Origin of the sequence: Actinosynnema sp. CA-299493 (assembly GCF_050946825.1) — a bacterium.
Taxonomy (GTDB): domain Bacteria; phylum Actinomycetota; class Actinomycetes; order Mycobacteriales; family Pseudonocardiaceae; genus Actinosynnema.
In genome coordinates this window covers 2,715,411-2,740,532 of sequence record NZ_CP191993.1, presented here as the reverse complement: position 1 = coordinate 2,740,532, position 25,122 = coordinate 2,715,411, and the positions used below count along the sequence as shown (strand labels likewise).

Sequence of the window (25,122 nt, the reverse complement as noted above, 5' to 3'; positions counted from 1 at the left end):
CGACGTCCCCCGATCCGGTGTTAGCTCGACCCGGTCGCGTTCACCCATTCAGTCCAACGTCTGACCACCGAATGCAGTCTGCACCCCCGAGAAGGCTGAAAGTTGACCATCGGACGACTGATCGTTGAACTCTGATCGGACCTGTCGCCGCTCCTGTGCACGTGCTGTGGTTCAAGGACGAGCACGTTCCCCGACGAAACCCTGCCTGTTGGAGGAGCCGTGAAGATCAGACACGTGACGGTGGCGAGCGCGCTGCTGGCCGGTCTCGTCACCCCGACCGCGCACGCCGGTCCCGCGCCGCACTCCGGTCCTGCGCCGGACACCGCCCCCGTGCTGTACGCCGACCGGGCGCACGCCGTGGCCGGCAGCTACATCGTGGTGCTGAAGCGGCACGAGGACCTGGCCGCCGCCCGGTCCGCCGCGCCGAACGTCACGTTCACCTACCGGACGGTCCTGCCCGGGTTCGCGGTGCGCGCGAGCACTGCGGAGGTCGGTCGGCTCGCCGCCGACCCCCGCGTCGCCTACATCGCCCAGGACGCGCGCGTCGGGCTCGACGCCCGGGACCCGGCCGCGCCGGACGTCACCGCGCAGGACCTCGTGGTCCAACCGGACCCGCCGTCCTGGGGCCTGGACCGGATCGACCAGCGCTCCCTGCCGCTGGACCGGAAGTACTTCCACCCGAACACCGCGTCCACCGTCCGGGCGTACGTCTTCGGCACCGGCATCCGGTACACGCACCAGGAGTTCGACGGCGCGGCCGTGCCCGGGCTGGACACCGTCGGCGGCGTCACCCCGCCCGGCAACGACTGCAACGGCCACGGCACGCACATGGCGGGCACGGTCGGCGGCCGGACCACCGGCGTGGCGAAGGACGTGACCCTGGTGTCCGTGCGGGTGCTGAACTGCCAGGGCTCGGGCTCGTACTCGCAGATCATCGCGGGCATCGACTGGGCGACGCAGGACGCGGCGGCGAGCGGCCGGCCGGCGGTCGCGCTGATGACGCTCGGCGGCACGGCGAACCAGGCGTTCAACGACGCCATCACCCGGTCGATCAACGCGAACGTGCACTACTCGGTGGTGTCCGGCGGCTCGAACGCCAACGCGTGCTCCTACTCGCCCGGCAGCACCCCGCTGGCCACCACCGTCGGCGCGACGGACGCCAACGACGCGAAGGCGAGCTTCTCCAACTACGGCACGTGCATCGACGTGTGGGCGCCGGGCGTGAACATCACGTCGGCGTGGGGCACCTCGGACACCGCGTACTCGACCATCAGCGGTTCCACGGCTTCCGCGCACGCGGCGGGCGTGGCGGCGCTGTGGCGGCACCGGTTCCCGGGTGACTCGGCCGTGGCCGTGGCCGAGGCGCTGCGGGCCAACGCCACCCCGGGCGTGATCACCAATCCCGGCGCGGGATCGCCGAACCTGTTGCTGTTCATGGGCATGATCCCGGTGTAGGGGTCTACCGGAGGCCCCGGTCGCGGGCGTAGACGGCGGCCTGCGTGCGATCACGCAGGCCGAGCCGTCCGAGGATGCGGGAGACGTGGTTCTTCACCGTGCCCTCGCTGAGGTGCAGGTTGCGGGCGATCTCGCGATTCGTGCGGCCGGCGGCCACGAGCCGCAGCACGTCCACTTCACGTTCGGTGAGGCCGTCGGGCCGCTCGGCGCCCAGCGCGGACGCCAACCGGGCCGCCGCCGCCGGGTCGAACTGCACCACCCCGGAGTGCGCGAGCCGCACCGCCGCCGCCAGCTCGGCGGCGGGCCGGTCCTTCAGCAGGTAACCGCTCGCACCGGCCTTCAGCGCCCGGACCACGTAGCCCTCGTCGTCGAACGTGGTCAACATGACCACCCTGGCCCGCTCGTCGCGGCGGCGCAGCTCGGCCAACGCGTCGAGACCGTCCAGCACCGGCATCCGCACGTCCATCAGCACGACGTCCGGGTCTGTCGCGGCGACCACCTCGACCGCGGCCTGCCCGTCCCCGGCCGTGCCGACGACCGTGATGCCCGGCTGGACGTCGAGCAGGGCGGCGATGCTCTCGCGGATGAGCTGCTGGTCGTCCACCACCACCACGCGCACGTCGCTCACACCGTCCCCCTCTTCCTCACACCGTCCCCCTCTTCACCGCCACCGGCTTCCTCACCTTCTCGGCACGACCACCGTCAGCCGGGTGCCCGGACCGCGGTCCACCTCCACCTCCACCTCCACCGATCCGCCGACCACCCCGATCCGCTCACGGACCCCGCGCAACCCGAACCCCTCCCGGTCCGCCGGGAAGCCGGGTCCGTCGTCGGCGACGACCAACCGCGCCAGCCGGGGTCCGCAGTGCACGGTCACGGTGACGTCCGAGCCGGCGGCGTGGCGCATCGCGTTGGTGATCCCTTCCTGCGCCGCCCGGTAGAGCGCCAGCAGGGTGCCGGGAGCGTAACGGGATTCGTCACCCGTGCAGGTGACGGTCACCCCCACCCCGGTGGCCAGCCGCGCCAACGACTCCGCCAACCGGAAGGGTTCGCGCAGTGCCCGGACGGACGTGCGCACGTCCTGCAACGCCCGCCTCGCCGACTCCCGCGCGTCCTCGACCGCGTGATCCGCCACCACCGGGTCGCGTTCCCGGAAGACCGCCGCCTTCTCCAGCAGCACGGACACGGCGGTCAGGTGGTGCCCGATCCCGTCGTGCACGTCCCTCACCACCCGATGCCTCTCGGCGACCGCCGACAGCTCCGCCATCGCCAACGCCAGCACGAGCCCGATCCCGAACATCACCAAGTCGGACACGTGCTCCACCGACCGCGTCCACCCCGGCACCGTCGCCTGGAACGCGACCACGAGGAAACCGGCCGTCCCCACCCCGACCCCGACCGCCACCACCCGCCCGAACGCGAAGTACGCGCCGAACGGCACCAGCAAGAACAACACCCTCGCCATCCCCGACCCGTCGGCGAAGGCGATCACCACCACCAACCCACCCTGGACCACGAGCACGGCAGCCGCCCTGCCCCGCCACCCCAACGCCGACCTCCCCGCCCCGACCACCGGGTGCCGCACCCCGAACGCCCCGTGCCGAGCCCCGAACGCATCGACCAGCACGAGCGCGACGAGACCGCCGACGAACGGCCACCACCGCGTCTCCCCGAGCCCGGCCAGGCCCGCATACCCGCCGACCACCAACACCACCCCGCACAGCAGGGGCGACAACCACGACTGAGGACGCACACCCGGCAGGCTACGTCGCATACCCCGGACCCCAGGGCAAGTGCCGGGGCGTCTCAGGGTGGGAAGCGCGAAGCCTCAGAGCCGCCGGGGGACGTGGCGGTGCGGCGGTGCGGCGGTGCGGCGGTGCGGCGGTGCGGCGGTGCGGCGGTGCGGCTCGATATCCGTTGCCGCTGCCCCACCTGTCACCCGTTGCCCGGTGCCCACTGCCTCGGGCCGGAGGTGCCGGGGGCCGGTCGGGGGCAGGCTTCGGTGGTTGAGGGCGGCCTCGTTGTTCAACCGACGTTTCTGGGCTCCCGAAACGCCGTTATCTTTGATCGGGCTTGAGGAATCACTCGATCGTGGCGGTCCGGCGGCACGTGCCGATCGGCACCCCCGAGTATAGCCGGTCGACACTCGCACTGGCCTGACCTGCGTCGATAACGTCCCCACCCATGACGTTCCTGCTGCGATTCGGCACCCTCTGCGGCACGCTCGCGGGGCTCTTCATCGCCCTTCCCGGGGCGATCGAGGCGTTCACCGGCGAGACCACCGCCACCAGCCTGGTGCTCGGCCTGTCCCCCGCCCTCGCCGCGCCGCTCATCACGGCCCTCCACCTCACCCAACCCCGCACCACCCTGGGCACCGCCGGCTACGCGATGAACCTCATCGGCCTCGGGCTGTTCGGCGCGGCGGCCTACGCGGTGAACATCGTGGTCTTTCCCCTGGACCAGCCCCGGCTCGCCGCGTCGACCGTCGCCGTGCTGTCCGGCAGCGCCCTGGTCTTCGCCCTCGGCACCGTGGTCTTCGCGATCAGCATGATCAAGAGCCGCGTCCACCCGCCCGTCCCGGTGTGGACCTACGCCATCGCCCTGCCGGTCTTCACCTTCGCCACGCGCCTGCCCGACTCGCCGCTCACCAGCGCCCTGCACGTCGTCGTCGGCGGCGCGCTGATCTGGCTCGCCCGCTCGGTCTACCCGGCCAGCCGCCCGGCCACGACCAGCAGCCCCACGATCACCGCGAGCGCCGCGTAGGGCACGTACACCCGAGGCCGACCGCGGGTGCCCGCCCACGTCAGCACCGCCGACCCCGCCCACACCAGCGCGGTGCCGCCCGCCGCCACGATCATCGGCACCCGCCCGTACGAACAAACACCCGACACCGGGTAGTCGCAACTACCCGTCGGGGTGAACGCCATCAGCCCGTACACCATGGCGATCGGCGCGAAGACGCACAGCAGCACCGTGCCGAGCACGGCGAACCCCTTCATGGACCCGCACGGTAGCAGCACCACCGTGCGGGTCCACAAAGGACCGGAAGGGCTACGGGGCCAACGGCGCGGCCACGGCCCAGCTCACGTCCGCGTCGTACGACGTCGTGCTGTCGTACGCGTGGGCGCCGCCGTTCACCGCCACCCACACCTCCTCCGCGTAGTGCCGGACGCTCGCGCCCAACTCGTTCACCGACGCCAGCCGCACGCCGCCGACGCCGGGCTGGGCGCAGAACGTCGCGTCCCGCCGGAACAGGTCGCTGCCGTCCGACGCGCCCAACCGGACCCGGAACGCCGCGTGCCGCAGGTACTGGCCCGGCGCGTTGCGCGACTCGAACGAGTAGCACGACGGGTCCGACAGGCCACGCCGCACGACGAACGTCGCGTCACCCCTCGCCAACGCCGGGCTGCCGGCGTCCACCACGTCGGTCCGGGCCACACCGTCCTGGTGCCGCAGGTACCGGTTGGTGAAACCGGCCGTCGTCACCCGGAACGACCGCGCCTGGTCCAGCGGCAGGTCCGCGCCGCTGCGCCAGAGCGGCACGACCGCCGCCCACGTGGTGTCCGCCGCGAAGCTCGCCGCGCCGTCCCACGGGTTCGTCCCGCCGGGCCGGGCCAGGTAGACGCCCTCCTGGTAGTGCCGGACGAACTGACCGGGCAGGTTGCGCGACTCCAGGACGGTCCCGCCCGCCCCGGCGCGCGCGCAGAACGTGGCGTCCGAGGCGAACGCCGCCGTTCCGTCGTTGGCGTCCGACCGCACCCGCGACGCGGAGTGCCGCAGGAAGCGCCCCGGGAGGTTGCGCGACTCGAACGACAGGCACGCCGCGTCCGCCAGCCCGGGCCTGGCCCAGAACGTGGCGTCCAGCCGGCCCAGGTCGTCGGAGATCACGTCGGTGCGCGCCAGGCCGTCCCGGTGCCGCAGGTGCCGGTTGGTGAAACCGGCCGTCGTCACCCGCAGCGAGATCGCCTCCCCACGACCGACCTCGCTGCCGCCTGCCAGCGCGAGCACCCGCTGGTTGACCTCCCGCACCCGCGCCTCGGACACCTTCAGCACCTGGCGGTCGTAGGTGTAGAAGCCGTTGACCTCGTTCTCCACGTCGTACGGCTCGGTGTACACCGAAGCCGACAGCCCGCGCGCGTGCACGAACCGGCCGACCTCCTTGGTGATCTCCACGTACCGCCCGGTCAACGACGCCTCGTCCGGGTACAGGTCGCCGTACGCGAAACCGGCGCCCGGCTGCCACTCGTGGCCGACGACCCGCCGGCCCAGCCCGCCGAACTCGCCCAGCACCGCGACCCGGTTGGCGTCGGGCGGCCGGGTCGCGCTCGACATCTGGTAGGCGTGGTCGTCGATGACGTCGCCGTTGCCCGGGTCGGGGTCGGAGACGCAGCAGTTCGAACCCGAGTTGTGGTTGATCAGCCGGGTGTTGTCGATCGACCGGACCAGGTTCACGATCCGGCCGGCGTCGTACTCGCCCCAGCCCTCGTTGAACGGCACCCACTGCACGATCGACGTGATGCCCTTGAGCTGGTCGACGATCCGCCGCAGCTCGGACTCGAAGTGGGTGTGCCCGTTGGGCACCTCGTCCACCGCGTCCAACGACGGCATGTCCTGCCACACCATCAGCCCGAGCCGGTCGGCGTGGTAGAACCAGCGGGCGGGTTCGACCTTGATGTGCTTGCGCACCATGTTGAAGCCGAGCGCCTTCTGCCGCTCCAGGTCGAACCGCAGCGCGGCGTCGGTGGGCGCGGTGTAGATGCCGTCGGGCCAGTAGCCCTGGTCGAGGGTGCCGAGCTGGAACACGAACTTGCCGTTGAGCAGCGGTCGCATCACGCCGCCGACCACCGCCTTGCCCAGCGACCTCATGCCGAAGTAGCCGGTGACGACGTCGCCGCCCAGGGTGACCCGGAGGTCGTAGAGGAACGGGTCGTCCGGCGACCACAGCCGTGCGTTGGGCACGGGCACGCGCAGGTGGCCGCCCACCGTGCCGGTCGCCGTGCCGACGACCTGGCCGCCGGAGAGCACCTCGGCGCGCACCGGCTGGCCGGCCGTGCCCTGCACGACGAGGTCGAGCACGCCCGCCGGCACGTCCGGCGTGGTGTCCAGGCGGGTGATGTGGTTGGCCGCGACCGGTTCCAGCCACACCGTCTGCCAGATGCCGGACGCCGCGGTGTAGAAGATGCCGCCCGGGGTGCGGCGCTGCTTGCCGATCGGGTGCTGGCTGCCGTCCACGGTCGACCGCACGCCGACGACCACCTCGTTCGCGCCGGCGCGCAGGGCGTCGGTGACGTCGAACGAGAAGGCGTCGAACCCGCCGGTGTGGACGCCCACGCTGACGCCGTTGACCCAGACGCGGGTCTCCCAGGTGACCGCGCCGAAGTTCAGCTTCACCCGGCGGCCGGTCCACCCGGCCGGCGTGGTGAAGGAGCGGCGGTAGAACATGTGGTCCTCGTGCCGCTTGATGCCCGACAGCGCGGACTCGATCGGGTAGGGCACCAGGACGCCTTCGGCGAGCGTGCGGCCGAAGGGCGGCGAGGACAGGTTCGGCGCGCCGGCGAACTCCCACACGCCGTTGAGGTTGAGCCAGTCCGACCGGACCAGCTGGGGGCGCGGGTACTCGGGCAACGCGTTGGTCGGCGACACCTGCCCCGTCCACGGGGTGGTGAGCGGCGCCGGTTTGGGCTGCCAGACCGCCGCGCCGGCGGTGGTGGGCAGGGCGACGAGGAGGGTGCTGAGGACCAGCAGTCCGGTCAGGCCGGACAACAGCTTGCGCATGGTGGCTCCACGATCGGCAGGGTGCTGGTGACGTGGGTGCTCGTGGTGCGGGTGACGCGGGTGCTCGTGACGCGGGTGCTCGTGACCTGGGTCACTTGCCGTTCTTACATCGTTGATACAACGTTGTAAAGCGGCTGATCGGCCGGCTACGATCCCGGTCGTTCCCGAGAACCGACGCCGACGCCCGACCCGCACCCCCATCGGAGGCACCGCTTGGCCACGCTCAAGGACGTCGCCGCGCTGGCCGGCGTGTCGGTGAAGACGGTGTCGAACGTGGTCAACGGCTACGCGTTCGTGAAGCCGGAGAACCGCCGCCGGGTCGAGGAGGCGCTCACCGCGACCGGCTACCGGCCCAACCTCGGCGCGCGCAACCTGCGCCGCGGCCGGACCGGTTTCGTGGCCCTCGTGCTGCCGGAACTGGTCGTGCCGTACTTCGCGGAGCTGGCCGGCCTGGTGCTCGGCGCGGCGCAGGAGCGGGAGTGGAACGTGCTGATCGAGCAGACCCTCGGCACCCGCGAGGGTGAGCGGGACACGCTGGCCTCGCTCGGCCCGCACATGATCGACGGCGCGATCGTCAGCCCGGAGTCGCTGCAGGCGCGCGACTTCGGCGAGCTGGCGCCCGGCATACCGGTGGTGATGCTCGGCGAGCACTCGGTGGACCTGCCGATCGACCACGTCGGCATCGACAACGTGGAGGCGGCCCGGGTGGCCGTGGCGCACCTGGTCGGCCTCGGCCGGACCCGGATCGCGGCCATCGGCGCGCACCCCCACCGGGGCACGGCGGCGCAACGCCTGGCGGGCTACCGCGAGGCCCTCGCCGACGCCGGACTGCCGGTGCGCGACGACCTGGTCGCGACCGCGGTGAACTACCACCGCCGGGACGGCGCGGAGGCGATGGCCCGGCTGCTGTCCGCCGCCGAGCCACCGGACGCGGTGTTCTGCTTCAACGACCTGCTGGCCGTGGGCGCGGTGCGGGCGGCGGCCGAACGCGGCGTGCGGGTGCCCGCCGACGTGGCGGTGGTCGGGTTCGACAACACCGAGGAAGGCGCGTACAGCCTGCCGTCGCTGACCACGGTCGCGCCGGACAAGGCCGCGATCGCCCGGGTCGCGGTCGACCTGCTGCGGCGGCGCGTCGACGACCCGGCACGGCCGCCGGAGCACGTGCGGACGCCGTTCTCGCTCGAGGTCAGGGAAAGCACGAGGGGTGGCGCATGACGCGGGACGGAATCTCCACGACGCGGGACGGGGTCTTCGAGGCGCCGGGCCGGATCAACCTGATCGGCGAGCACACCGACTACAACGGCGGTTTCGTGCTGCCGATCGCGCTGCCGCACGTCGTGCGGATCACCGCGGCCCGGCGGGACGACGGGGTGCTCCGCGTGTCCTCGCGCCAGGCGCACGGCGTGACCGAGGTGCGGGTGGTCGACCTCGTCCCGGGCGCGGTCACCGGCTGGGCGGCCTACGTGGCGGGCGTGGTGTGGGCGTTGCGCGACGAGGGGCACCCGATCGGCGGGTTCGGCCTGCTCGTGGACGGCCGGGTGCCGTTGGGCGCGGGGTTGTCGTCGTCGGCGGCGTTGGAGAGCGCGACCGCGTTGGCGGTGACCGAGCTGTCCGGTGTCGGGTTGGACCGCCGCGAGCTCGCCCGGATCGCGCAGCGGGCGGAGAACGAGTTCGTCGGCATGCCGTGCGGGATCATGGACCAGTCGGCGTCGCTGCTGGCGCGGGAGCGGCACGCGTTGCTGCTCGACACGCGCTCGATGGCGGTCGAGCACATCCCGTTCGACCTCGCGCCGGCCGGGCTCGCGCTGCTGGTCGTGGACACGAAGGCGCCGCACCGGCTGGTGGACGGGGAGTACGCGGCGCGGCGGCGGGACTGCCACCGCGCGGCGGAGCTGCTGGGCGTGCCCGCGCTGCGCGACCTGACCGGCGCGGAGCAGGACCTGCCGGACCGCCTCGCGCGGCGGGTGCGGCACGTGGTGACGGAGAACGAGCGGGTGGCGCGGGTCGCGGACCTGCTGCGCGCCGGCCGGATCCCGGAGATCGGGCCGTTGTTGACCGAGTCGCACGGGTCGTTGCGCGACGACTACGAGGTGACCGTGCCGGAGCTGGACGTCGCGGTGCGGGCGCTGCTGGCGGCGGGCGCGGCGGGTGCCCGGATGACCGGTGGCGGGTTCGGCGGCTGCGTGATCGCGCTGGTGGCGGAGACGGCCGTGGAGGCGTGCACGGCGGCGGTGCGGGCGGCGTTCGCCGGGCACGGGTTCGGGGAGCCGGAGTGCTGGACCGCGGTGGCGGCGGCCGGGGCGCGGCGGGCGGACGGCGTCCCGGCGGTGTGAGAAGAGCGGGCGGAGAGATCCCGGCCGGAGCTGTCCCGCGTGATGGGAATCCTCGATCGACCAGGCCCGGCGTCATCTGCCAGGTTTTTCGGTAACCGATACATCGGCTAGTTGGACAGCCATTCACCTGCACTGTCGTCCGCCGGCGGCGGAGCACCGCTCACCACGGGGCTTCGGCCGCTCCACCGGACGTACACGTCGGGGATGGCCACTGATCACCTTCGGCGTGTACGCAGTACCGGAACGCGTTCTTCCCGGCCCTGCACCGAAGGAGAGCTGTGTCCCCACTGACCCGACGAACGCTCATCGCCGGCGGCATCGCGAGCGCCGGCGTGACGGTCCTCGCCCCCACCACCGCGAACGCCATCTCCTACCCGTTCACGCTGGGCGTCGCCTCCGGTGAGCCCGTCGCGGACGGCTTCGTCATCTGGACGCGGCTCGCGCCCAGCCCGCTCGACGCCGACGGCCTCGGCGGCATGGGCAGCGCCTCGGTCGCGGTGGAGTGGCAGGTCGCGACCGACCAGCGGTTCACCCAGGTCGCCCGCAGCGGCACGGCGACCGCGACGCAGTCGTGGGCGCACAGCGTGCACGTCGAGGTGACCGGCCTGCAACCCGGCCGGGAGTACTTCTACCGGTTCCGCGCCGCCGGGCACATCTCCCCCGTCGGCCGCGGCGTCACCGCGCCCGCGGTCGGCACGAGCCCGTCGCTGACCATGCTGTTCGCCTCCTGCGCGCACTACGAGGAGGGCTACTTCACCGCGTACCGGCGGATGGCCGAGGAGAACCCGGACCTCGTCCTGCACCTGGGCGACTACATCTACGAGGGCGCGGCGACCACCACGAAGGTGCGCAAGTTCGCGCCCGCCGCGGAGATCGCGGGCCTGGCCGACTACCGGGTCCGGCACGCGCAGTACAAGACGGACGTCGACCTCCAGGCCGCGCACGCCGCCGCACCGTGGCTGGTCGTCTGGGACGACCACGAGGTCGAGAACAACTACGCGGGCCTGGTGCGCGCCAACACCTCCCCCGCCGGCGACTTCAAGGCGCGGCGCGCGGCGGCGTACAAGGCGTACTACGAGCACATGCCGCTGCGCGCCGCGCAGGCGCCGGTCGCGGAGAACATGCAGCTGTACCGCCGGGTCCGCTGGGGCAGCCTGGCCACGTTCCACCTGCTCGACACCCGCCAGTACCGCGACGACCAGGCGTGCGGCGACGGCACGCAGGTGTGCGCGGAGGCCGACGACCCGGCACGCACGCTGCTCGGCGGCACGCAGGAGGCGTGGCTGCTGGACGGCATGCGGCAGAAGCTCGGCACCTGGGACTTCCTGGGCCAGCAGGTGTTCTTCGCGCAGAAGCTGGCCTCGGCCGCCGGCGCGAAGTCCATGGACTCGTGGGACGGCTACAGCGCCAACCGCGGCCGGTTGCAGCGCGGGTGGGACGCGGCGGGCCTGCGCAACACCGTCGTGCTGACCGGTGACGTGCACCGGTCGTGGGCCGCCGACCTGATGAACGACTACGCCGCGCAGGACCGGATCGTCGGCACCGAACTGGTCACCACGTCGGTGACCTCCAGCGGTGACGGCAACGCCGCCGACACCGGCCTGTCCAGCCTCAACCCGCACGTGAAGTTCTACAAGAACCTGCGCGGGTACGTCCGCACCGTCACCACTCCGACCCGGATGAACGTCGACTTCCGCTTCCTGGACCGGGTCACCACGCGCGACTACCCGGTCCGGACCTTGCAGAGCTACGTCGTCCAGGCGGGCAACCCCGGATTGCAGGCGCCGTGAAGAAGCTGATGACCATGGTCGTGGCGCTCATGCTGGTGGGCGCCGGAACGGCGTCGGCGGCGGTCACGTGGGCCGCCGCGAACAGCACCGCCACGGGCGACCAGGACAACGCCGCCGTGGCCGCGGTGCGCAACGGCTGGACCGCCGTGGTGTGGGAGGACGACCGCGACGACGTCACGCCCACCGACCCCGTGCACAGCGACGTGTGGATCCGCCTGTTCAAGGACGGCGTGTCCCGGTACGAGAAGAAGCTGTCCACGAGCGGCACGGGCGACTGGCGGCACGTCCAACCGGACGTCGCGGTGCACGACAACGGCACCGCGGTCGTCGTGTGGGCCGACGACGGAGAGGGCAACGGGTTCTTCAACATCCAGGTGCGGGAGCTGAACACCAGCGGCACCGTCACCGGGTCGGCACGGGCCAACGCCAGTGCCGACGGGCAGCAGCTGAACCCCGCCGTGGCCGCCGATCCCGACGGCGCCGGTTTCGCCGTGGTGTGGAAGGACGAGCAGACCTCCGCCGAGCCGACCGTGCGCATCGCCGGTTTCGCGTCCGTGACGTCGAAGACCTACGAGGCGCAGGTGCACACCGCGGGCGGCACCCACCAGCGGCCGGACGTGGCCATGGGCGCGGCGGGCAACGCGATCGTGGTGTGGGACGAGGACGGCGACGGCAACGGCTTCTACAACGTCGGCCGCAAGATCCTGACCCCGTCGGGTGGGGTGAAGCTCGCGCAGGGCGCCGCCAACGCGAGCGGTGACGGCCAGCAGCGCCGGCCCGTCGTGGCGGCGAACTTCAACGGCGACCACACCGTGGCCTGGGAGACCGACCACACCGGCACGGCGCAGGTGGGCGTGCGCTCGTTCGCCGCCGGCGGCGCCGCGCGGACGGCCGCGGACGCGGTGCTGCCGGGAACGGACCCGCAGATCGGCATCGACGACCAGTTGAACGTCGTGGTGTCGTCGGTCGAGGCGCAGGACGTGGTGACCCAGGGCCTCAACGCCGATGGCACGGTCACGGGCCGGCTGCCCCGGCAGCCCACGGTGTCGACGGCGACGGGCAGGCAGGACGAGCCCGCGGTCGGCGTGGACGCCTGGGGCCAGATCACCATCGCCTACACCGACGACAACGACGGCAACGGCTTCGACCAGGTCTACCTGGGCACCGGGCTGGTCAACAGCACCTGGTGACCGCGGGACCGGTCGGCCGGAATTGATGGTTGGCAGCGCCAACGACATCAGCTACCGTTGGTCTCACCAACATTGGTGAGACCAACGGAGTGTCCCATGATCGAGCCGTTCACCCTCGACGTGCCGCAGACCGAGCTGGACGACCTGACCGACCGGCTGGCGCGGACGCGGTGGCCCGAGGAGCTGCCGGGAGCCGGGTTCGACTACGGGTTCCCGCTGAGCGAGGTCCGCGCGCTGGCGGACCGCTGGCTCACCGGGTACGACTGGCGGCGGCACGAGGCGGAGCTGAACGCGTTGCCGCAGTTCACCACCGAGGTCGACGGACAGCGGGTGCACTTCGTGCACGTCCGCTCGGCGAAGGCGGACGCGTTGCCGCTGGTGCTGGTGCACGGCTGGCCGGGCTCGGTGCTGGAGTTCACGGACGTGATCGAGCCGCTGTCGCGGGACTTCCACCTGGTCATCCCGTCGATCCCCGGTTTCGGGCTGTCCGGGCCGACGACCTCGCGCGGGTGGGACGTCCACCGGGTGGCGCGGGCGTTCGTCGAGGTGATGAGCCGGCTGGGGTACCGGCGCTACGGCGCGCAGGGCGGTGACTGGGGCTCCGGGATCGCGCGGGCGATGGCCGCGGCCGCGCCCGGGAACGTGGTGGCGGTGCACGTGAACTACCTGCCCACACCACCGGTCGACGGGGTCGAGCTGTCCGAGGAGGACGGTCGGCGGCTGGACCGGATCAAGGGGGTGATGCGCGATCGGCCCGGCTACCAGGTGGTGCACGCGACGCGCCCGCAGACCGTCTCCTACGCGTTGGCGGACTCGCCGGTCGGGCTGCTGGCGTGGATCGCGGAGAAGTTCGCCGAGTGGACCGACCCGGACTCGCGGATCGACGTCGACCGGGTGCTGACGAACGTGGCGCTGTACTGGCTCACCGGGACGGCGGGGTCGTCGGCCCGCTTGGCGAAGGAGACGGGGATCGTGTCCAACGCGTGCCCGGCGCCGTTGGGCGTGGCCGTGTTCGCGCACGACATCGTGCTGTCGGTGCGGCCACTGGCGGAGCGGGCGTACCGGGTCGAGCACTGGAGCGAGTTCGCGCGCGGCGGGCACTTCGCGGCCATGGAGGTGCCCGAGTTGCTGGTCGGGGACATCAGGGAGTTCTTCGCCGGCCGGGCGTGACCCCCGAACGGGGGACTTACTTCGCCGCACCCCCTAGGTAGAGTTAGACCATGGTCAGTTCACGGCGAGGGCCCCGGATGACGCTTCCCGCACAGCTGGTGCTGGGCGTCCTGTTGGAAGATCCCGCGGTGGCGCGGTACGGGCTGGAGATCTGCCAGGTCGCCGGGCTGCCGAGCGGCACGGTCCACCCCATCCTGGCCCGCCTGGAGCAGTGCGGGTGGGTCACCAGCCGGTGGGAGGACGTCGACCCGAGAGAACGCGGCCGGCCGCGGCGCCGGTACTACCTCCTCGAACCCGACAGCATCGCCCACGTCCGGGCCGCCCTGGCGCGGACCAGGACCCCGGTCTCCCGGCTGGGCCTGCTACGACCGCACGCGGCAGGTGGGACGTGACCAGGCGGCGCCGGCGGCTCGCGCACATCAGCGCGCTCGCGCGTGAGCTGGAGACCGCGCTGGACGGCAAGCTCGACCGCATCCTGGACCGGAAGCTCGCGCACGACCTGGCGGTGGAGCTGCGCCGGGCGATCGAGCGGGGCCGGGTGGTCGACGACCTGCGGCTGTTCGAGGTCTACGAACGGGTGCGGGCGCTGGAGTCGGCGGTGGAGGTGGAGGTCAACTTCCGGGCCACCGTCAGCTTCGGGCCGCTGTCGGCCGGCGCGCGGATGATCCGGGCCGAGCTGGAGGAGATCGAGCGGACCGACGTCGAGTCCGGTTCCGCGAGCAGGGTGATCGCGGTGGCCATCGCGGTGCTGCCGGTGCACCACCAGGCCCGGTACGGCGAGGAGTTCCGCGCCGAGCTCGCCGACCTGCCCCGCCACAAGAGGGTCGCCCACGCGGTGGGGCTGGTCAGCCGGTCGTTGGTGTTGCGGCGCGCGCTGCTCGACGCGCGGGCGACGAAGTCGGCACGGCCATGAGCATCGCGCCGGACGTGGTGACGTGGGCGTTGCGGCGGCTGCGGCCCGCGCGGCAGGCGCCCGGTCCCGAGCACCGGTCCATCCTCGTGGTGGACATCGCGAGCTTCGGGCGGTGGCACGACCCCGCGCAGATCGAGGCGCGCCACGCGCTCACCCAGGCGGTGCGCGCCGGGTTCCGCGCCGCCGGCGTCAGGTGGTCCGACCTGGCCGTGCAGGACCGCGGCGACGGGATGATGGTGCTCGTGCCGGCGGGTGTGTCCAAACTGGACCTGCTCGACCCGGTCATCCCCCGGTTCGTGGCGACCCTGCGGCAGCACAACCAGGCGGTCGCGCCGGAGCTGCGCATCCGGGTCCGGGTCGGTCTGCACGCGGGCGAGGTGCACCGCGACCCGCACGGCTGGGTCGGGACCGACCTCACCACGACCTGCCGGCTGGTCGACAGCGCGCCGGTGCGGGAACGGCTGGTGGACCAGGCGGTGCTCGTGGTGTCGGAGGTGATCCACCAGGGCGTGGTGCGCCACGGCTACCGCCGGGTCGACCCGGCCTCGTACCGACCGGTCCAGGTCGCGGTGAAGGAGGTCCGGGAGAGGGCCTGGGTCACCACCCGGTTCTAGTCAGACGACGAGGGCGATGCCGGTGGCCGTGACCACGACGGCGACCGCCGCGTCCAGGACCCGCCACGCGACCGGGCGGGTGAACGCGCCGGACAACCAGCGCGCGCCGAAACCGAGCGCGCCGAACCACAGCACGCTGCCCGTGATCGCGCCGGCCGCGAACCACCACCGGTCGCCGCCGAACCCGGTGGACGCCGTGCCCAGCAGCAGCACGGTGTCCAGGTACACGTGCGGGTTGAGCCAGGTCAGCGCCAGGCAGGTGACGATCGCCGCCGCACCCGCCTTCGCCGTGCCGTCCAGTTCCAACGCCGACGGCCGCAGCACCCGGCGTGCCGCCAGCACGCCGTAGCCCACCAGGAACGCGGCGCCGATCCACCGCACGGCCGCCAGCCCCTCGGGCCACGAGGTGAACACCGCGCCGACACCGCCCACGCCGAGCGCGATGAGCAGCGCGTCGGAGCCCGCGCAGATGGCCACGATGGCGGGCACCTGCTGCCGCAGCACGCCCTGGCGCAGCACCAAGGCGTTCTGGGCGCCGATCACGACGATGAGGGACAGTCCGGTGCCGAGACCGGCGAGCAGCGCGTACGTCACCCCGACGACGTTAGGAAGCGGCATCCGGTAAGGCCAGCTATCTTTTCTTACGTATCATCAGCGTTCGTGATGCTGGATCCGGAGTGCGTGCGGACGCTGCTGGCCGTCGTGGACGAGGGCACCTTCGACGCCGCCGCCAAGGCGCTGCACGTCACGCCGTCGGCCGTGAGCCAGCGGATCAAGCTGCTGGAGCAGCGCACCGGCCGGGTGCTGCTGGTGCGCTCCAAGCCGGCCCGGCTGACCGACTCCGGGGCGGTGATCGCCCGGTACGGCCGGCAGCAGGCGTTGCTGGACCGCGACGCGCGCGACGCGCTCGGCCTCGTCGAGGACCCGACGCCGATCCCGGTCGCGGTCAACGCCGACTCGCTCGCCACCTGGTTCCGCCGCGTGGTGCGGGAACTGGCCGCCGACGAGGACCTGGTGCTCACCGTGCGGCGCGACGACCAGGACCACACCGCCGAACTGCTGCGCCAAGGCCTCGTCGTGGGCGCGGTCACGTCCTCGCCCCAGCCGGTGCAGGGCTGCGTCGTCCGTCCACTCGGGAGCATCCGCTACCACGCCGTGGCGACCGAGCGGTTCGTCCGGCGCCGGCTCGCCGACGGGCAGCCGCTGCACGACGCGCCGGTGATCGTGTTCGACGAGAAGGACGACCTGCAGGACCGGTTCTGCCGCGAGCTCTCCGGGCACGACGCCTCCGCGCACCGGCACCACCTGCCCGACGGCCACGTGTTCGAGGACGCCGTGGTCGCGGGCGCGGGGTGGGCGCTGCTGACCGAGCACCAGATCGCCGCGCACCGCGGCCTCGTGCGCCTGGCCCCCGACAAGCCGGTGGACGTGCTGCTGCACTGGCAGCAGTGGAAGCTCGACTCACCGCCGCTGGCCCGCGTCGCCGACGCCGTCTTCCGCGCGGCGGCGGCGGAACTGCACTGACCGGCGGACGGTTCGGGCGGCCCCGCGCTCTTGGTCCCGGAGGCCCACTCGCCCACATCGGCAGGGTGATCGATTTCAGAACACACTGAAGTTATAAAGAGTTTCATATTTGATCGGGCCTGTCCGGTGGACACCACCGGCCCAGCGGCGTTCCCCCGCGCAGTGGGTTCCTGGTCTGGACCTGTAGTGGGAGAATCAAGCCTGACAACGTTGTCAGGCCTCCTACCCCTGCCGGAGGTTCGAATGCGTCTCCGCTCCGCGGCTGTCGCCGCACTCACCCTCGTCGCGTGCGCCGTCCCGGTCCACACCGGCACGGCGCACGCCTTGGCCGATCCCGCGCAGCAGGCCATCACCGATCCCGCGCAGCACGTCAACCCGTTCGTCGGCACCAAGCCGGGCGGTCCCGACTTCGGGCACGGCGGCGGCGCGGGCAACACCTTCCCCGGCGCCGTCGCGCCGTTCGGGATGCTCCAGTGGAGCCCCGACACGGTGACCCACCAGCACGGCGGCTACCACTACGACGACAACCGCATCCGCGGCTTCAGCCTCACCCACCTGTCGGGCCCGGGGTGCAGCGACTTCGGCACCGTGCCGTTCATGCCGTCCCTCGGCACGACGCCCGCGGCCTACTCGACGTTCGCCCACGCCGACGAGCAGTCGTCACCCGGCTACTACTCGGTCCGCTTCGGCAACGGCATCCGCACCGAGCTGACCGCCAACCAGCGGTCGGGCGTGGCCCGCTTCACCTACCCGGCCGGGCAGCGGGCCTCGCTCACCGTCGACGCCGCCCGCGCGTTCAACGCGGCGAGCGGCTCCATCACCGTCGGGACCGACAGCCTGTCCGGCTACACCGACAGCGGCGGGTTCTGCGGCACGGGCAACCGGTACCGGCTGCACTTCCACGTCACCTTCGACCAGCCGTTCGCCACCACCGCCACCATCGCGAACGGCCAGGTGACGCCGGACGGCCGCGTGGTCGAGGGCAGCAGCACGGGCAGCGCCCCGGTCTCGCCCAAGACCGCCGGGACGCAGCACGCGCCCGCGCCGTCCGCCACCACCCAGGACGTGCGACCGTTCGCCGCGTCGGCGTTCGTGTCGTTCAACGCGACGACGGTCACCGCGCGGGTCGGCATCTCGTTCGTGAGCCTGGACAACGCCAAGGCCAACCTGTCCGCCGAGACGGGCACGCGGTCGTTCGACGAGGTCCGGACCGCCGCCCGCGCCGCGTGGAACGGGTGGCTCGGCCGGATCGACGTCACCGGCGGCACGTCGACCCAGCTCCGCACGCTCTACACCTCGCTGTACCACTCCCTGTTGCACCCCAACGTGTTCAGCGACGTCAACGGGCAGTACACGGGCTTCGACCGCGTGACGCACACGACCACGAGGACCCAGTACGCGAACTTCTCCGGCTGGGACGTCTACCGGTCCCAGATCGCGCTGGTCGCGTTGCTGGGGCCGGCGGAGGCCGCCGACATCGCGCGGTCCGCGGTGAACCAGGCCGCCCAGGGCGGGTACTTCGACCGCTGGACGGTCGCCAACGGCGGCACGGGCGTGATGAACGGCGACCCGATGGCGATCATCGTGTCGACCGCGCACGCGTTCGGCGGGACGGACTTCGACACGGCGGACGCGTTGCGCCGCATGGTGGCGGGGGTGAACGACATCCGCCAGCGCCCGGGGTGGTTGCAGCTCAACGACTACGGCTACGTGCCGACGGGCCTGGGCGACGTGTGGGGCTCGGCCGCGACCACGTTGGAGTACACCAGCGCGGACTTCGCCATCTCCCAGTTCGCGGCCCGGCTGAACGACACGGGCACCGCCGAGACGTTCCTCCGGCGCGCGCAGAACTGGCGCAGCCTGTTCAACTCGGGCAGCAAGTACCTGCAACCGCGCAACACCGACCTGACCTGGCCGGGGTTCAGCCCGACGCAGGAGAACGAGTACGTCGAGGGCAACGCCGCGCAGTACACGTGGATGGTGCCGTACAACCACCGCGGCCTGTTCGACGCGATGGGCGGCAACGCCGCGGTCACGTCCCGGCTGGACACGTTCTTCACCGAGCTGAACGCGGGGCCGAAGAAGCCGTACGCGTACCTGGGGAACGAGCCGACGCTCAACACCCCCTGGGCCTACGCGTACGCGGGCGCGCCGCACAAGACGCAGGACGTGGTGCGGCGCGCGTTGACGTCGATCTTCCCGCCGACGCCCGAGGGCCTGGTGGGCAACGACGACCTGGGCGAGATGTCGTCCTGGGCGGTGTGGGCGGCGTTGGGCCTGTACCCGCAGGCGCCCGGACGGGCCGAGCTGGTGCTGGCGAGCCCGCAGTTCCCGACCACGACCGTCAAGCGCGGCAACGGCGCCACCATCACCATCACGGCTCCGAACGCGTCGGACAGCGTGAAGTACGTCCAGTCGCTGCGGGTGAACGGCGCGGCGTCCACCAAGCCGTGGCTGCCCGCGTCGTTCGTCGCGTCGGGCGGCACGCTGGACTTCGGCCTGGGTGCGACGGCCTCGACCTGGGGCAGCGCGCCGGCCGACGCGCCGCCGTCGTTCGACGTGGGTCCGGTTCCCGCGCGGTCCGGCGCGGTGGTCGGCCTGGCCGGCAAGTGCGCGGACGGCGAGCCGGCGGGCCCGACCGACGGCGCGCCCGTGCGGCTGTGGGACTGCAACTCCTCCGCCGCGCAGCAGTGGACGCTGGCGTCGGACGGCACGGTGCGCGCGCTCGGGCGGTGCCTGGACGTCAGCGGCAGCGCCCGGGTCGACGGCGCCAAGGTTCAGCTGTGGACGTGCAACGGGACCGCCGCGCAGCAGTGGTGGCCCAAGGGGTCGACGCTGGTGAACTCCCCGTCCGGGAAGTGCCTGGACGTGCCGAACAGCACCACCGCGAACGGCACCCAGTTGCAGATCCACGGCTGCAACGGGACCGGCGCCCAGCAGTGGCGCCTGCCGTGACCGATCCCTCCTGAGGAGGGATCGGTCCGGACGTTGATTGGCCGGTCGCCACGGCTCTCCCAACACGTGGCGACCGGCCGTTGACACCGCGAGGCGGCTACTTGACGCCACCTGCGGTCAAGCCTGCGATGATCCTCCGCTGGAACAGCAGCACCACCACGACCAGCGGCACGGTCACGATCACGCCGGCGGCCATCTGCGTGCCGAACGGCTGGTCGAAACCGTACGCCCCGGTGAACCGGGAGATCGCGACGGTAGCAGTTTGCATGGAGCTGTCGTTGACCATCGACAAAGCGATGATGAACTCGTTCCACGCCGCGATGAACGTGATGATCGCGGTGGTGAAGATGCCGGGCGCGGCCAGCGGCAGGATGACCTTGCGGAACGCCTGGCCACGCGTGCAGCCGTCGATCATGGCCGCCTGTTCGAGCTCCTCCGGCATCTGCCGGAAGAACGCGGTCAGGTTCCACACCGCCAGCGGCAGCGCGAACGACAGGCTCGGCACGATCATCGACTGGTAGGTGTTGATCCAGCCGATGTCGGTGAACAGCGCCAGCAGCGGCACCAGCAAGGAGATGCCGGGGAACATCGAGGTGGCGATGATCAGCGCCGCGACCGCGTTCTTGAACCGGAAGCGCAGCCGGGCCAGCGCGTACGCCGCCGACACGCCGATGACCAGCGTGAGGATCGTGGTGACCCCCGCGACGACCAGGCTGTTGAGCAGCGAGCGGCCGAACCCGACGGCGGGCGCGAACACCGCGGTCAGGTTGTCCAGCGAGAACGGCGCGGGCAGCGCCGTCAGCTCGAACTGGTCGGACGGGCGGCGGAACGCCGACACCGCCATCCAGTAGAACGGCGCCAGGCAGTAGACCAGGATCAGCCCGAGCCCGGCGAACGTCAGCACTCGCTTCCACAGCGCGGCGTTGCCGCTGGTCTGGGTCGTGGCGCTCATTTTCGCGACCTCTCCCGAGCGGCGCCGATGACGTCCGCGCCGAGCAACCGCACGAACACCAGCGCCGTGACGGCCACGTAGGCGAACAATATCGTCGCGTACGCGGCGGCGGGTCCGAACCGGAGGCTCGACGCCTCGTCGAAGGCCACCATGGACAGCGTCTCCACCGACTCCTTGCGGCTGCCGATGAGCACGAACGGCAGGTCGAACATGCGCAGCGCGTCCAGCACCCGGAACAGCACGGCCACCAGGAGCGCGGGCTTCACCAGCGGGAGCGTGATCCCCCAGAACTGCCGCCACGGTGACGCGCCGTCGACGCGTGCCGCCTCGTAGACGTCGTTCGGGATGATCTGGAGCCCGGCGAGCACCAGCAGGCCGACGAACGGCGCGGTCTTCCACACGTCCGCCAGGATGACCGCGAACTTCGCCTGCCAGCCCTCGGTGGTCCACAGGACCTGCTGACCGATCATCGCGTTCGCCACGCCGTCGGCCTGGAAGATCCAGCGCCACAGCAGGGCCGAGACCGCGGTGGGCACGGCCCAGGGCACGAGGATGCTGGCCCGCACGATGCCGCGCCAGCGGATCGCGTGGTGCATCACCAGCGCCATGCCGACGCCGAGCAGCACCTCCAGCGAGACCGTGATGACGGTGAACACCGTGGTGTTGCCGAACGCGTTCCAGAACCGCGCGGCGGACTCGCCGACGAAGATCGCGGTGTAGTTGTCGACACCGACGAACCGCGCGCCCTCGACGATGAAGCCGTTCTCGTCGAGGTCGGTCCCCTCTTGGAACACCGACTCGCGCAGCGCCGCCACCAGCGGGTACCCGACCACCAGGCCGAGCACGACGAACGTGGGTGACAGCAGCGCCAAGGCGAGTCGCCCCGCGCCCGAGGTCGCACCCCGGGCGCGGCGAGCGACCGCCGTCACTTAAGCAGCTCCTGCAACTTGGTCTGCAGCTCCTTCAGCGCCACGTCGCTGGTCTTCGCACCGGTCAACGCGGCGTAGGCGGACTCCTGGATCGCCTGGGTGACGTCGCCGTAGCGGACGGCCTGCGGGCGCGGCTTCGCCGACAGGATCGACTCCTTCAGCGTCGGCAGGTACGGGAACTGCTTGATCAGCTCGGCGTCCTCGTACAGGCTCGCCAGGGTCGGCGCCTGCGAGGTGGCCAGCAGGTTGGAGCGCTGCGAGGTCTCGCTGGTGAAGAACTTGATGAAGTCCAGCGCGGTCGCCTTGTTCTTGCCGAACGCGGAGATGGCGAAGTTGTGGCCGCCCAGGGTGGAGCTGCCGGCGCCGTTGAGGCCGGGCAGGGGCGCGACGTCGAACTTGCCCGCGACCTGCGAGGAGCCGTCGGTCTTGCCGGCCAGCGCCCACTGGTAGGGCCACTGGCGGTGGAACAGGAGCTCGCCCGCCTGGAACGCGCGGCGGCCCTCCTCTTCCTTGTAGGTGATGGCCTTCTCCGGGATGACGCCCTGCTGGAACCCGGTGACCAGGGCGTCCAGTCCGGCCTTCGCCTCGGGCGAGTCGACCACGGCCTTGCCGTCGGCGTCGACCACGTCGCCGCCCGCGGAGTGCACGGCCTCGTCGAAGTTGACCGTCAGGCCCTCGTACTTCTCGAACTGACCGGCGTAGCAGCCGATCGCGGGCTGCGCCGCCTTGACCGCCTCGCAGGCGATGGTGAGCTCGGCCCACGTCTTCGGCGGCTTCTGGCCCGCCGCGTCGAGCAGGTCCTTGCGGTAGTACAGCAGGCCGCCGTCGGAGTACACCGGCGCGGCGTAGAGCTTGTCGCGGTACTGCGCGGTCTTCACCGCGGGCTGGAGGAACTTGCCCAGCTCGAACTCCGCGGCGGGCAGCTCGACGACCCAGCGGTTGGCCGCGAACTCGGCCGTCCACACCACGTCGAGGTTGAGGATCGTGTAAGCGTCGGACTTGACCTGCGCGTTCTGCACCATCTGCTGGCGCTGGGCGTCCGCGGACTCGGGCAGCTCGATGATCCGGACCTGCTCGTTCGCGTGCGAGGCGTTCCACTCGTCGACGAGCTTCTGCATGTTGCCGGAGGTGTCCTTGCCGGTGGCGAAGGTGACCTCGCCCCGGCCTTCGAGCGCACCGCTGGGCTGCCCGCCGCCTTGGTCCCCTCCGCTGCCGCACGACGCGAGGAGGACTGCCACACCCAGCGTCGCGGTTGCCCGCGCCGCCGTTGTCCGAACACCCATTACCGAGACTCCCATTCGTTCAGGTCTTGCCCTGTCGAGCGGATCGGGGCACTGCCGCGGCCGATGACCTCGCCGGGCGTCGAGCCGCCCCGATCGCTGTTCGCGCTGGTTGGTTCCGCGTCCAGCGCTGGTTGTCGTGAGGTGGGACCACCGTCCACATCGGAGGCGCGCGGTGAGGCGTCGACACGCGTCACCGCCACGTCCGTTCCCGGCCGGAGCCCTTGGCGGCGCACTTCACGGTGCACACCTACCGCAAGCGGGTCGCTCACGCGATCATCACGTCCGGTGGGACTTCGGAGTCCAGCAGGTCTCGCATCGCCGTGCCGCCCGCTTCGGCGGCGGCGGCCTCCGCGCGCCCGAGCTGGTCCGAGGGGCAGGTCGAGGGGTGTGCCACCGGCTTTCCGGCCACGTGGCAGTCGGAGGTCCTGCGCGGTCGCGGCGGGCCCTCCGGCGAACGCGGTGCGACTGCGGCCCGGGTCGCACGGGCACGGGGACCGGTCCGGTAACGAGGACGCGCCGAGCACCGTGGACGCGGTCTGGCGGGAGGCGTCGGCGTGCCGAGCCGCCTGGCGGATCGTCACCGGGTCGCCGGGACGCGCCATGGCCTGCTCCCCCTCCCGGTTCGAGCTGGTTGGTGCCGTTCGCGCTGGTCGGTGCCGTTCGCAAGCGTTTCGTGCTCGTGTCGTGATGGTTACGCAGCGCACCCGCCTGAACACTTTGCCACCCGTTCGACCGCTCAAAATCGGCGGTACTGTGTCGCGGGCCACAGCACTGTGTCAAGGAGTGGGAAGGCTGCGTGACCGGACCGCAACTTCTCCGCTCCACGATCGCGCAACCGCCGACCGTCCGAGGAGGACCGGGCCACCGCCGGCCACGCCCGGCGGGCGCGGCCGATCGTCACATCTGGGACCGTTCCCAGTCACGGTGGACGACCTGAGCGTTCAACTCGGGGTACGGGAACGTAGGACACGCGCGTCCTGGACGTAGGACACGCGCGGTGCGAGGGTTCGGGTCAGGGTGGCGCGGATGGCCAGGGCGGCGCCCGAGCGGGCCCACTCGCTGAAGTCGAAGGGCTGGACGTCCAGGTCGATCAGCGCCGGGTCGGCCTCGTAGCTCGCCGCGATCCCGTCCGCCACGCGGTGCCGCGACACCTCGTAGAGCGGGAGCCCGTCACCCGTCAGCAGGACCTTCCGCGGGTCCAGGAAGTTCGCGATCGTGCCGATCAGGACGCCCAGCGCGTAGCCCGCGTCGTCGAAGACGCGCTTGGCGACCGGATCGCCCGCCACCGCCCGCCCGACCGCTTCCCCGTAGGTCGGGTCGCCGTCCAGCCGCCGCAGCATCACGTGCGTCATGAGGTAGCTCGACGCGCAGCCGCGGTGGCCGTACCCGCACCGCGGCCCGCTCGGGTCGACCAGGATGTGGGCGATCCTGGGCGTGAGGCCGTGCGCGCCCCGGACCAGCCTGCCGTCGACGACCACACCGCAGCCGACGCCCGCGCCGACCGTGAGCAGGACCATCGAGTCCAGCCCCGCGCCCGCGCCGAACCAGTGCTCGGCCGACGTCAGCGCCTGCACGTCGTTGTCCACCGCGACCGGCACGGCGGTCGCCTCGACCAGCGCGTCCCGCAGCGGCACGTCCACCCACCGCAGGAACTCCGCCTCGACCACCACCCCGTCGGCCACGATGCCGCCCAGCGTCACGCCGATGGCCGTCAGGCCCGGGAAGCCCGCCGCGACCTCGGCGATCTGGGCGACCACGTCCGCCGGGTCGGTCGAGCGCAGCGGCTGGTCGGTGGTCGCGGTCACGGTCGCCGTCAGGTCGGTCACGGCCGCGAACAGCCGGTCGGCGGTGAGCTTCACGCCGAGGAAGTGGTGGGAGTCGCCGCGCACGTGGAGCATCTCCGAGGGCCTGCCGGTGGACGAGCGCAGTTGCGTCTCGCCCTCGACGAGCAGTCCGCTCACCACGAGCGTGCGGGTCACCCGGGTGAGGGTGGGCCGGGACAGGTGCAGGCGGGTCGCGAGCTCGGCCCGCGGCATCGCGCCGTGGATGAGGACCTCCAGCAGCACGTCCCGGGCGACTTCGGGCAGGTCAGGCCAGGAGGGGGCGGTGCGAGGGTCGGTTCCCGAAGTCACCGGCCGAACATACCCGGACCCGTCCCGGCCGGATGACGACCCGGATCGCGAGCCGCCCACGATCGGGGACCGGCCCGGGCCACCGGCAACCCGCAGACCGGCAACCC

22 protein-coding genes are annotated in these 25,122 nt (G+C 72.0%); 12 read left to right on the top strand and 10 right to left on the bottom strand.

Annotated elements, in window-relative coordinates; translation table 11 throughout:
• Positions 1–219: 219 nt before the first annotated feature.
• Positions 220–1,455 carry a S8 family peptidase gene (locus ACQPYE_RS13035; RefSeq protein WP_498721373.1) on the top strand — a complete coding sequence of 412 codons (1,236 nt, stop codon included), beginning with the start codon at positions 220–222 and terminating at the stop codon, positions 1,453–1,455.
• A 4-nt stretch (positions 1,456–1,459) separates the two neighbouring features.
• Here the strand turns inward: ACQPYE_RS13035 and ACQPYE_RS13030 are convergent, their stop codons facing one another.
• Positions 1,460–2,083: a response regulator gene (locus ACQPYE_RS13030; RefSeq protein WP_498721372.1), complete on the bottom strand. Its 624-nt coding sequence runs from the start codon at positions 2,081–2,083 to the stop codon at positions 1,460–1,462.
• A 51-nt stretch (positions 2,084–2,134) separates the two neighbouring features.
• Positions 2,135–3,208 carry a sensor histidine kinase gene (locus tag ACQPYE_RS13025; protein WP_498721371.1) on the bottom strand — a complete coding sequence of 358 codons (1,074 nt, stop codon included), beginning with the start codon at positions 3,206–3,208 and terminating at the stop codon, positions 2,135–2,137.
• Between the two features lie 431 nt (positions 3,209–3,639).
• On the opposite strand from ACQPYE_RS13025, the gene ACQPYE_RS13020 reads away from it, so the two are divergent.
• Positions 3,640–4,218: a hypothetical protein gene (locus ACQPYE_RS13020; protein ID WP_498721370.1), complete on the top strand. Its 579-nt coding sequence runs from the start codon at positions 3,640–3,642 to the stop codon at positions 4,216–4,218.
• Here ACQPYE_RS13020 and ACQPYE_RS13015 read toward each other — a convergent pair.
• Both ACQPYE_RS13015 and ACQPYE_RS13010 read right to left on the bottom strand, forming a co-directional pair.
• Entirely contained in the window at positions 4,158–4,454 is a 297-nt protein-coding gene (locus ACQPYE_RS13015) for a hypothetical protein (RefSeq protein WP_498721369.1), read from the bottom strand. The two genes, ACQPYE_RS13020 and ACQPYE_RS13015, sit on opposite strands and share 61 nt — an antisense overlap.
• A gap of 52 nt (positions 4,455–4,506) precedes the next feature.
• Complete coding sequence (locus ACQPYE_RS13010) at positions 4,507–7,230, bottom strand: AbfB domain-containing protein (protein ID WP_498721368.1); 2,724 nt, start codon at positions 7,228–7,230, stop codon at positions 4,507–4,509.
• A gap of 213 nt (positions 7,231–7,443) precedes the next feature.
• Between ACQPYE_RS13010 and ACQPYE_RS13005 the strand changes: the two genes are divergently transcribed.
• The 8 genes from ACQPYE_RS13005 (at position 7,444) to ACQPYE_RS12970 (ending at position 15,240) form a co-directional block, all read left to right on the top strand.
• Positions 7,444–8,445, top strand: coding sequence for a LacI family DNA-binding transcriptional regulator (locus ACQPYE_RS13005; protein WP_498721367.1), 1,002 nt, complete (start codon positions 7,444–7,446; stop codon positions 8,443–8,445).
• Positions 8,442–9,563 (top strand): galactokinase, encoded by a 1,122-nt coding sequence (galK, locus tag ACQPYE_RS13000; RefSeq protein ID WP_498721366.1) that lies wholly within the window; start codon positions 8,442–8,444, stop codon positions 9,561–9,563. Before ACQPYE_RS13005 ends, galK begins: the two co-directional genes overlap by 4 nt.
• 278 nt (positions 9,564–9,841) lie before the next feature.
• Positions 9,842–11,353 (top strand): alkaline phosphatase D family protein, encoded by a 1,512-nt coding sequence (locus ACQPYE_RS12995; RefSeq protein WP_498721365.1) that lies wholly within the window; start codon positions 9,842–9,844, stop codon positions 11,351–11,353.
• Entirely contained in the window at positions 11,350–12,543 is a 1,194-nt protein-coding gene (locus ACQPYE_RS12990; protein ID WP_498721364.1) for a hypothetical protein, read from the top strand. The genes ACQPYE_RS12995 and ACQPYE_RS12990 overlap by 4 nt, the downstream gene beginning before the upstream one ends.
• A gap of 96 nt (positions 12,544–12,639) precedes the next feature.
• On the top strand, positions 12,640–13,713 hold the full coding sequence (locus ACQPYE_RS12985) for an epoxide hydrolase family protein (protein WP_498721363.1): 1,074 nt from the start codon (positions 12,640–12,642) through the stop codon (positions 13,711–13,713).
• Between the two features lie 77 nt (positions 13,714–13,790).
• A complete protein-coding gene (locus tag ACQPYE_RS12980) occupies positions 13,791–14,105 on the top strand; it encodes a PadR family transcriptional regulator (RefSeq protein WP_498721362.1) in 315 nt (104 codons plus the stop codon).
• On the top strand, positions 14,102–14,626 hold the full coding sequence (locus ACQPYE_RS12975; RefSeq protein ID WP_498721361.1) for a hypothetical protein: 525 nt from the start codon (positions 14,102–14,104) through the stop codon (positions 14,624–14,626). Before ACQPYE_RS12980 ends, ACQPYE_RS12975 begins: the two co-directional genes overlap by 4 nt.
• Complete coding sequence (locus ACQPYE_RS12970; RefSeq protein WP_498721360.1) at positions 14,623–15,240, top strand: nucleotidyl cyclase domain-containing protein; 618 nt, start codon at positions 14,623–14,625, stop codon at positions 15,238–15,240. The genes ACQPYE_RS12975 and ACQPYE_RS12970 overlap by 4 nt, the downstream gene beginning before the upstream one ends.
• On the opposite strand, the gene ACQPYE_RS12965 is transcribed toward ACQPYE_RS12970, so the two are convergent.
• Positions 15,241–15,834 (bottom strand): LysE/ArgO family amino acid transporter, encoded by a 594-nt coding sequence (locus ACQPYE_RS12965; protein ID WP_498721359.1) that lies wholly within the window; start codon positions 15,832–15,834, stop codon positions 15,241–15,243.
• 69 nt (positions 15,835–15,903) lie between these two features.
• Between ACQPYE_RS12965 and ACQPYE_RS12960 the strand changes: the two genes are divergently transcribed.
• Both ACQPYE_RS12960 and ACQPYE_RS12955 read left to right on the top strand, forming a co-directional pair.
• Positions 15,904–16,764: a LysR family transcriptional regulator ArgP gene (locus ACQPYE_RS12960; RefSeq protein WP_498722896.1), complete on the top strand. Its 861-nt coding sequence runs from the start codon at positions 15,904–15,906 to the stop codon at positions 16,762–16,764.
• A 243-nt stretch (positions 16,765–17,007) separates the two neighbouring features.
• Positions 17,008–19,719 (top strand): lectin, encoded by a 2,712-nt coding sequence (locus ACQPYE_RS12955; RefSeq protein ID WP_498721358.1) that lies wholly within the window; start codon positions 17,008–17,010, stop codon positions 19,717–19,719.
• 97 nt (positions 19,720–19,816) lie between these two features.
• On the opposite strand, the gene ACQPYE_RS12950 is transcribed toward ACQPYE_RS12955, so the two are convergent.
• From ACQPYE_RS12950 to ACQPYE_RS12930, 5 genes are all read right to left on the bottom strand, one after another.
• Entirely contained in the window at positions 19,817–20,671 is an 855-nt protein-coding gene (locus ACQPYE_RS12950) for a carbohydrate ABC transporter permease (protein ID WP_498721357.1), read from the bottom strand.
• Entirely contained in the window at positions 20,668–21,600 is a 933-nt protein-coding gene (locus tag ACQPYE_RS12945) for a carbohydrate ABC transporter permease (protein WP_498721356.1), read from the bottom strand. Before ACQPYE_RS12945 ends, ACQPYE_RS12950 begins: the two co-directional genes overlap by 4 nt.
• Positions 21,597–22,838, bottom strand: coding sequence for an ABC transporter substrate-binding protein (locus ACQPYE_RS12940; RefSeq protein ID WP_498721355.1), 1,242 nt, complete (start codon positions 22,836–22,838; stop codon positions 21,597–21,599). The genes ACQPYE_RS12945 and ACQPYE_RS12940 overlap by 4 nt, the downstream gene beginning before the upstream one ends.
• 310 nt (positions 22,839–23,148) lie before the next feature.
• The gene (locus ACQPYE_RS12935; RefSeq protein WP_498721354.1) at positions 23,149–23,277 is read right to left on the bottom strand and encodes a hypothetical protein; all 129 of its coding nucleotides are present in this window, start codon (positions 23,275–23,277) and stop codon (positions 23,149–23,151) included.
• A gap of 547 nt (positions 23,278–23,824) precedes the next feature.
• Entirely contained in the window at positions 23,825–25,015 is a 1,191-nt protein-coding gene (locus tag ACQPYE_RS12930; protein ID WP_498721353.1) for an ROK family protein, read from the bottom strand.
• Positions 25,016–25,122: the final 107 nt, after the last annotated feature.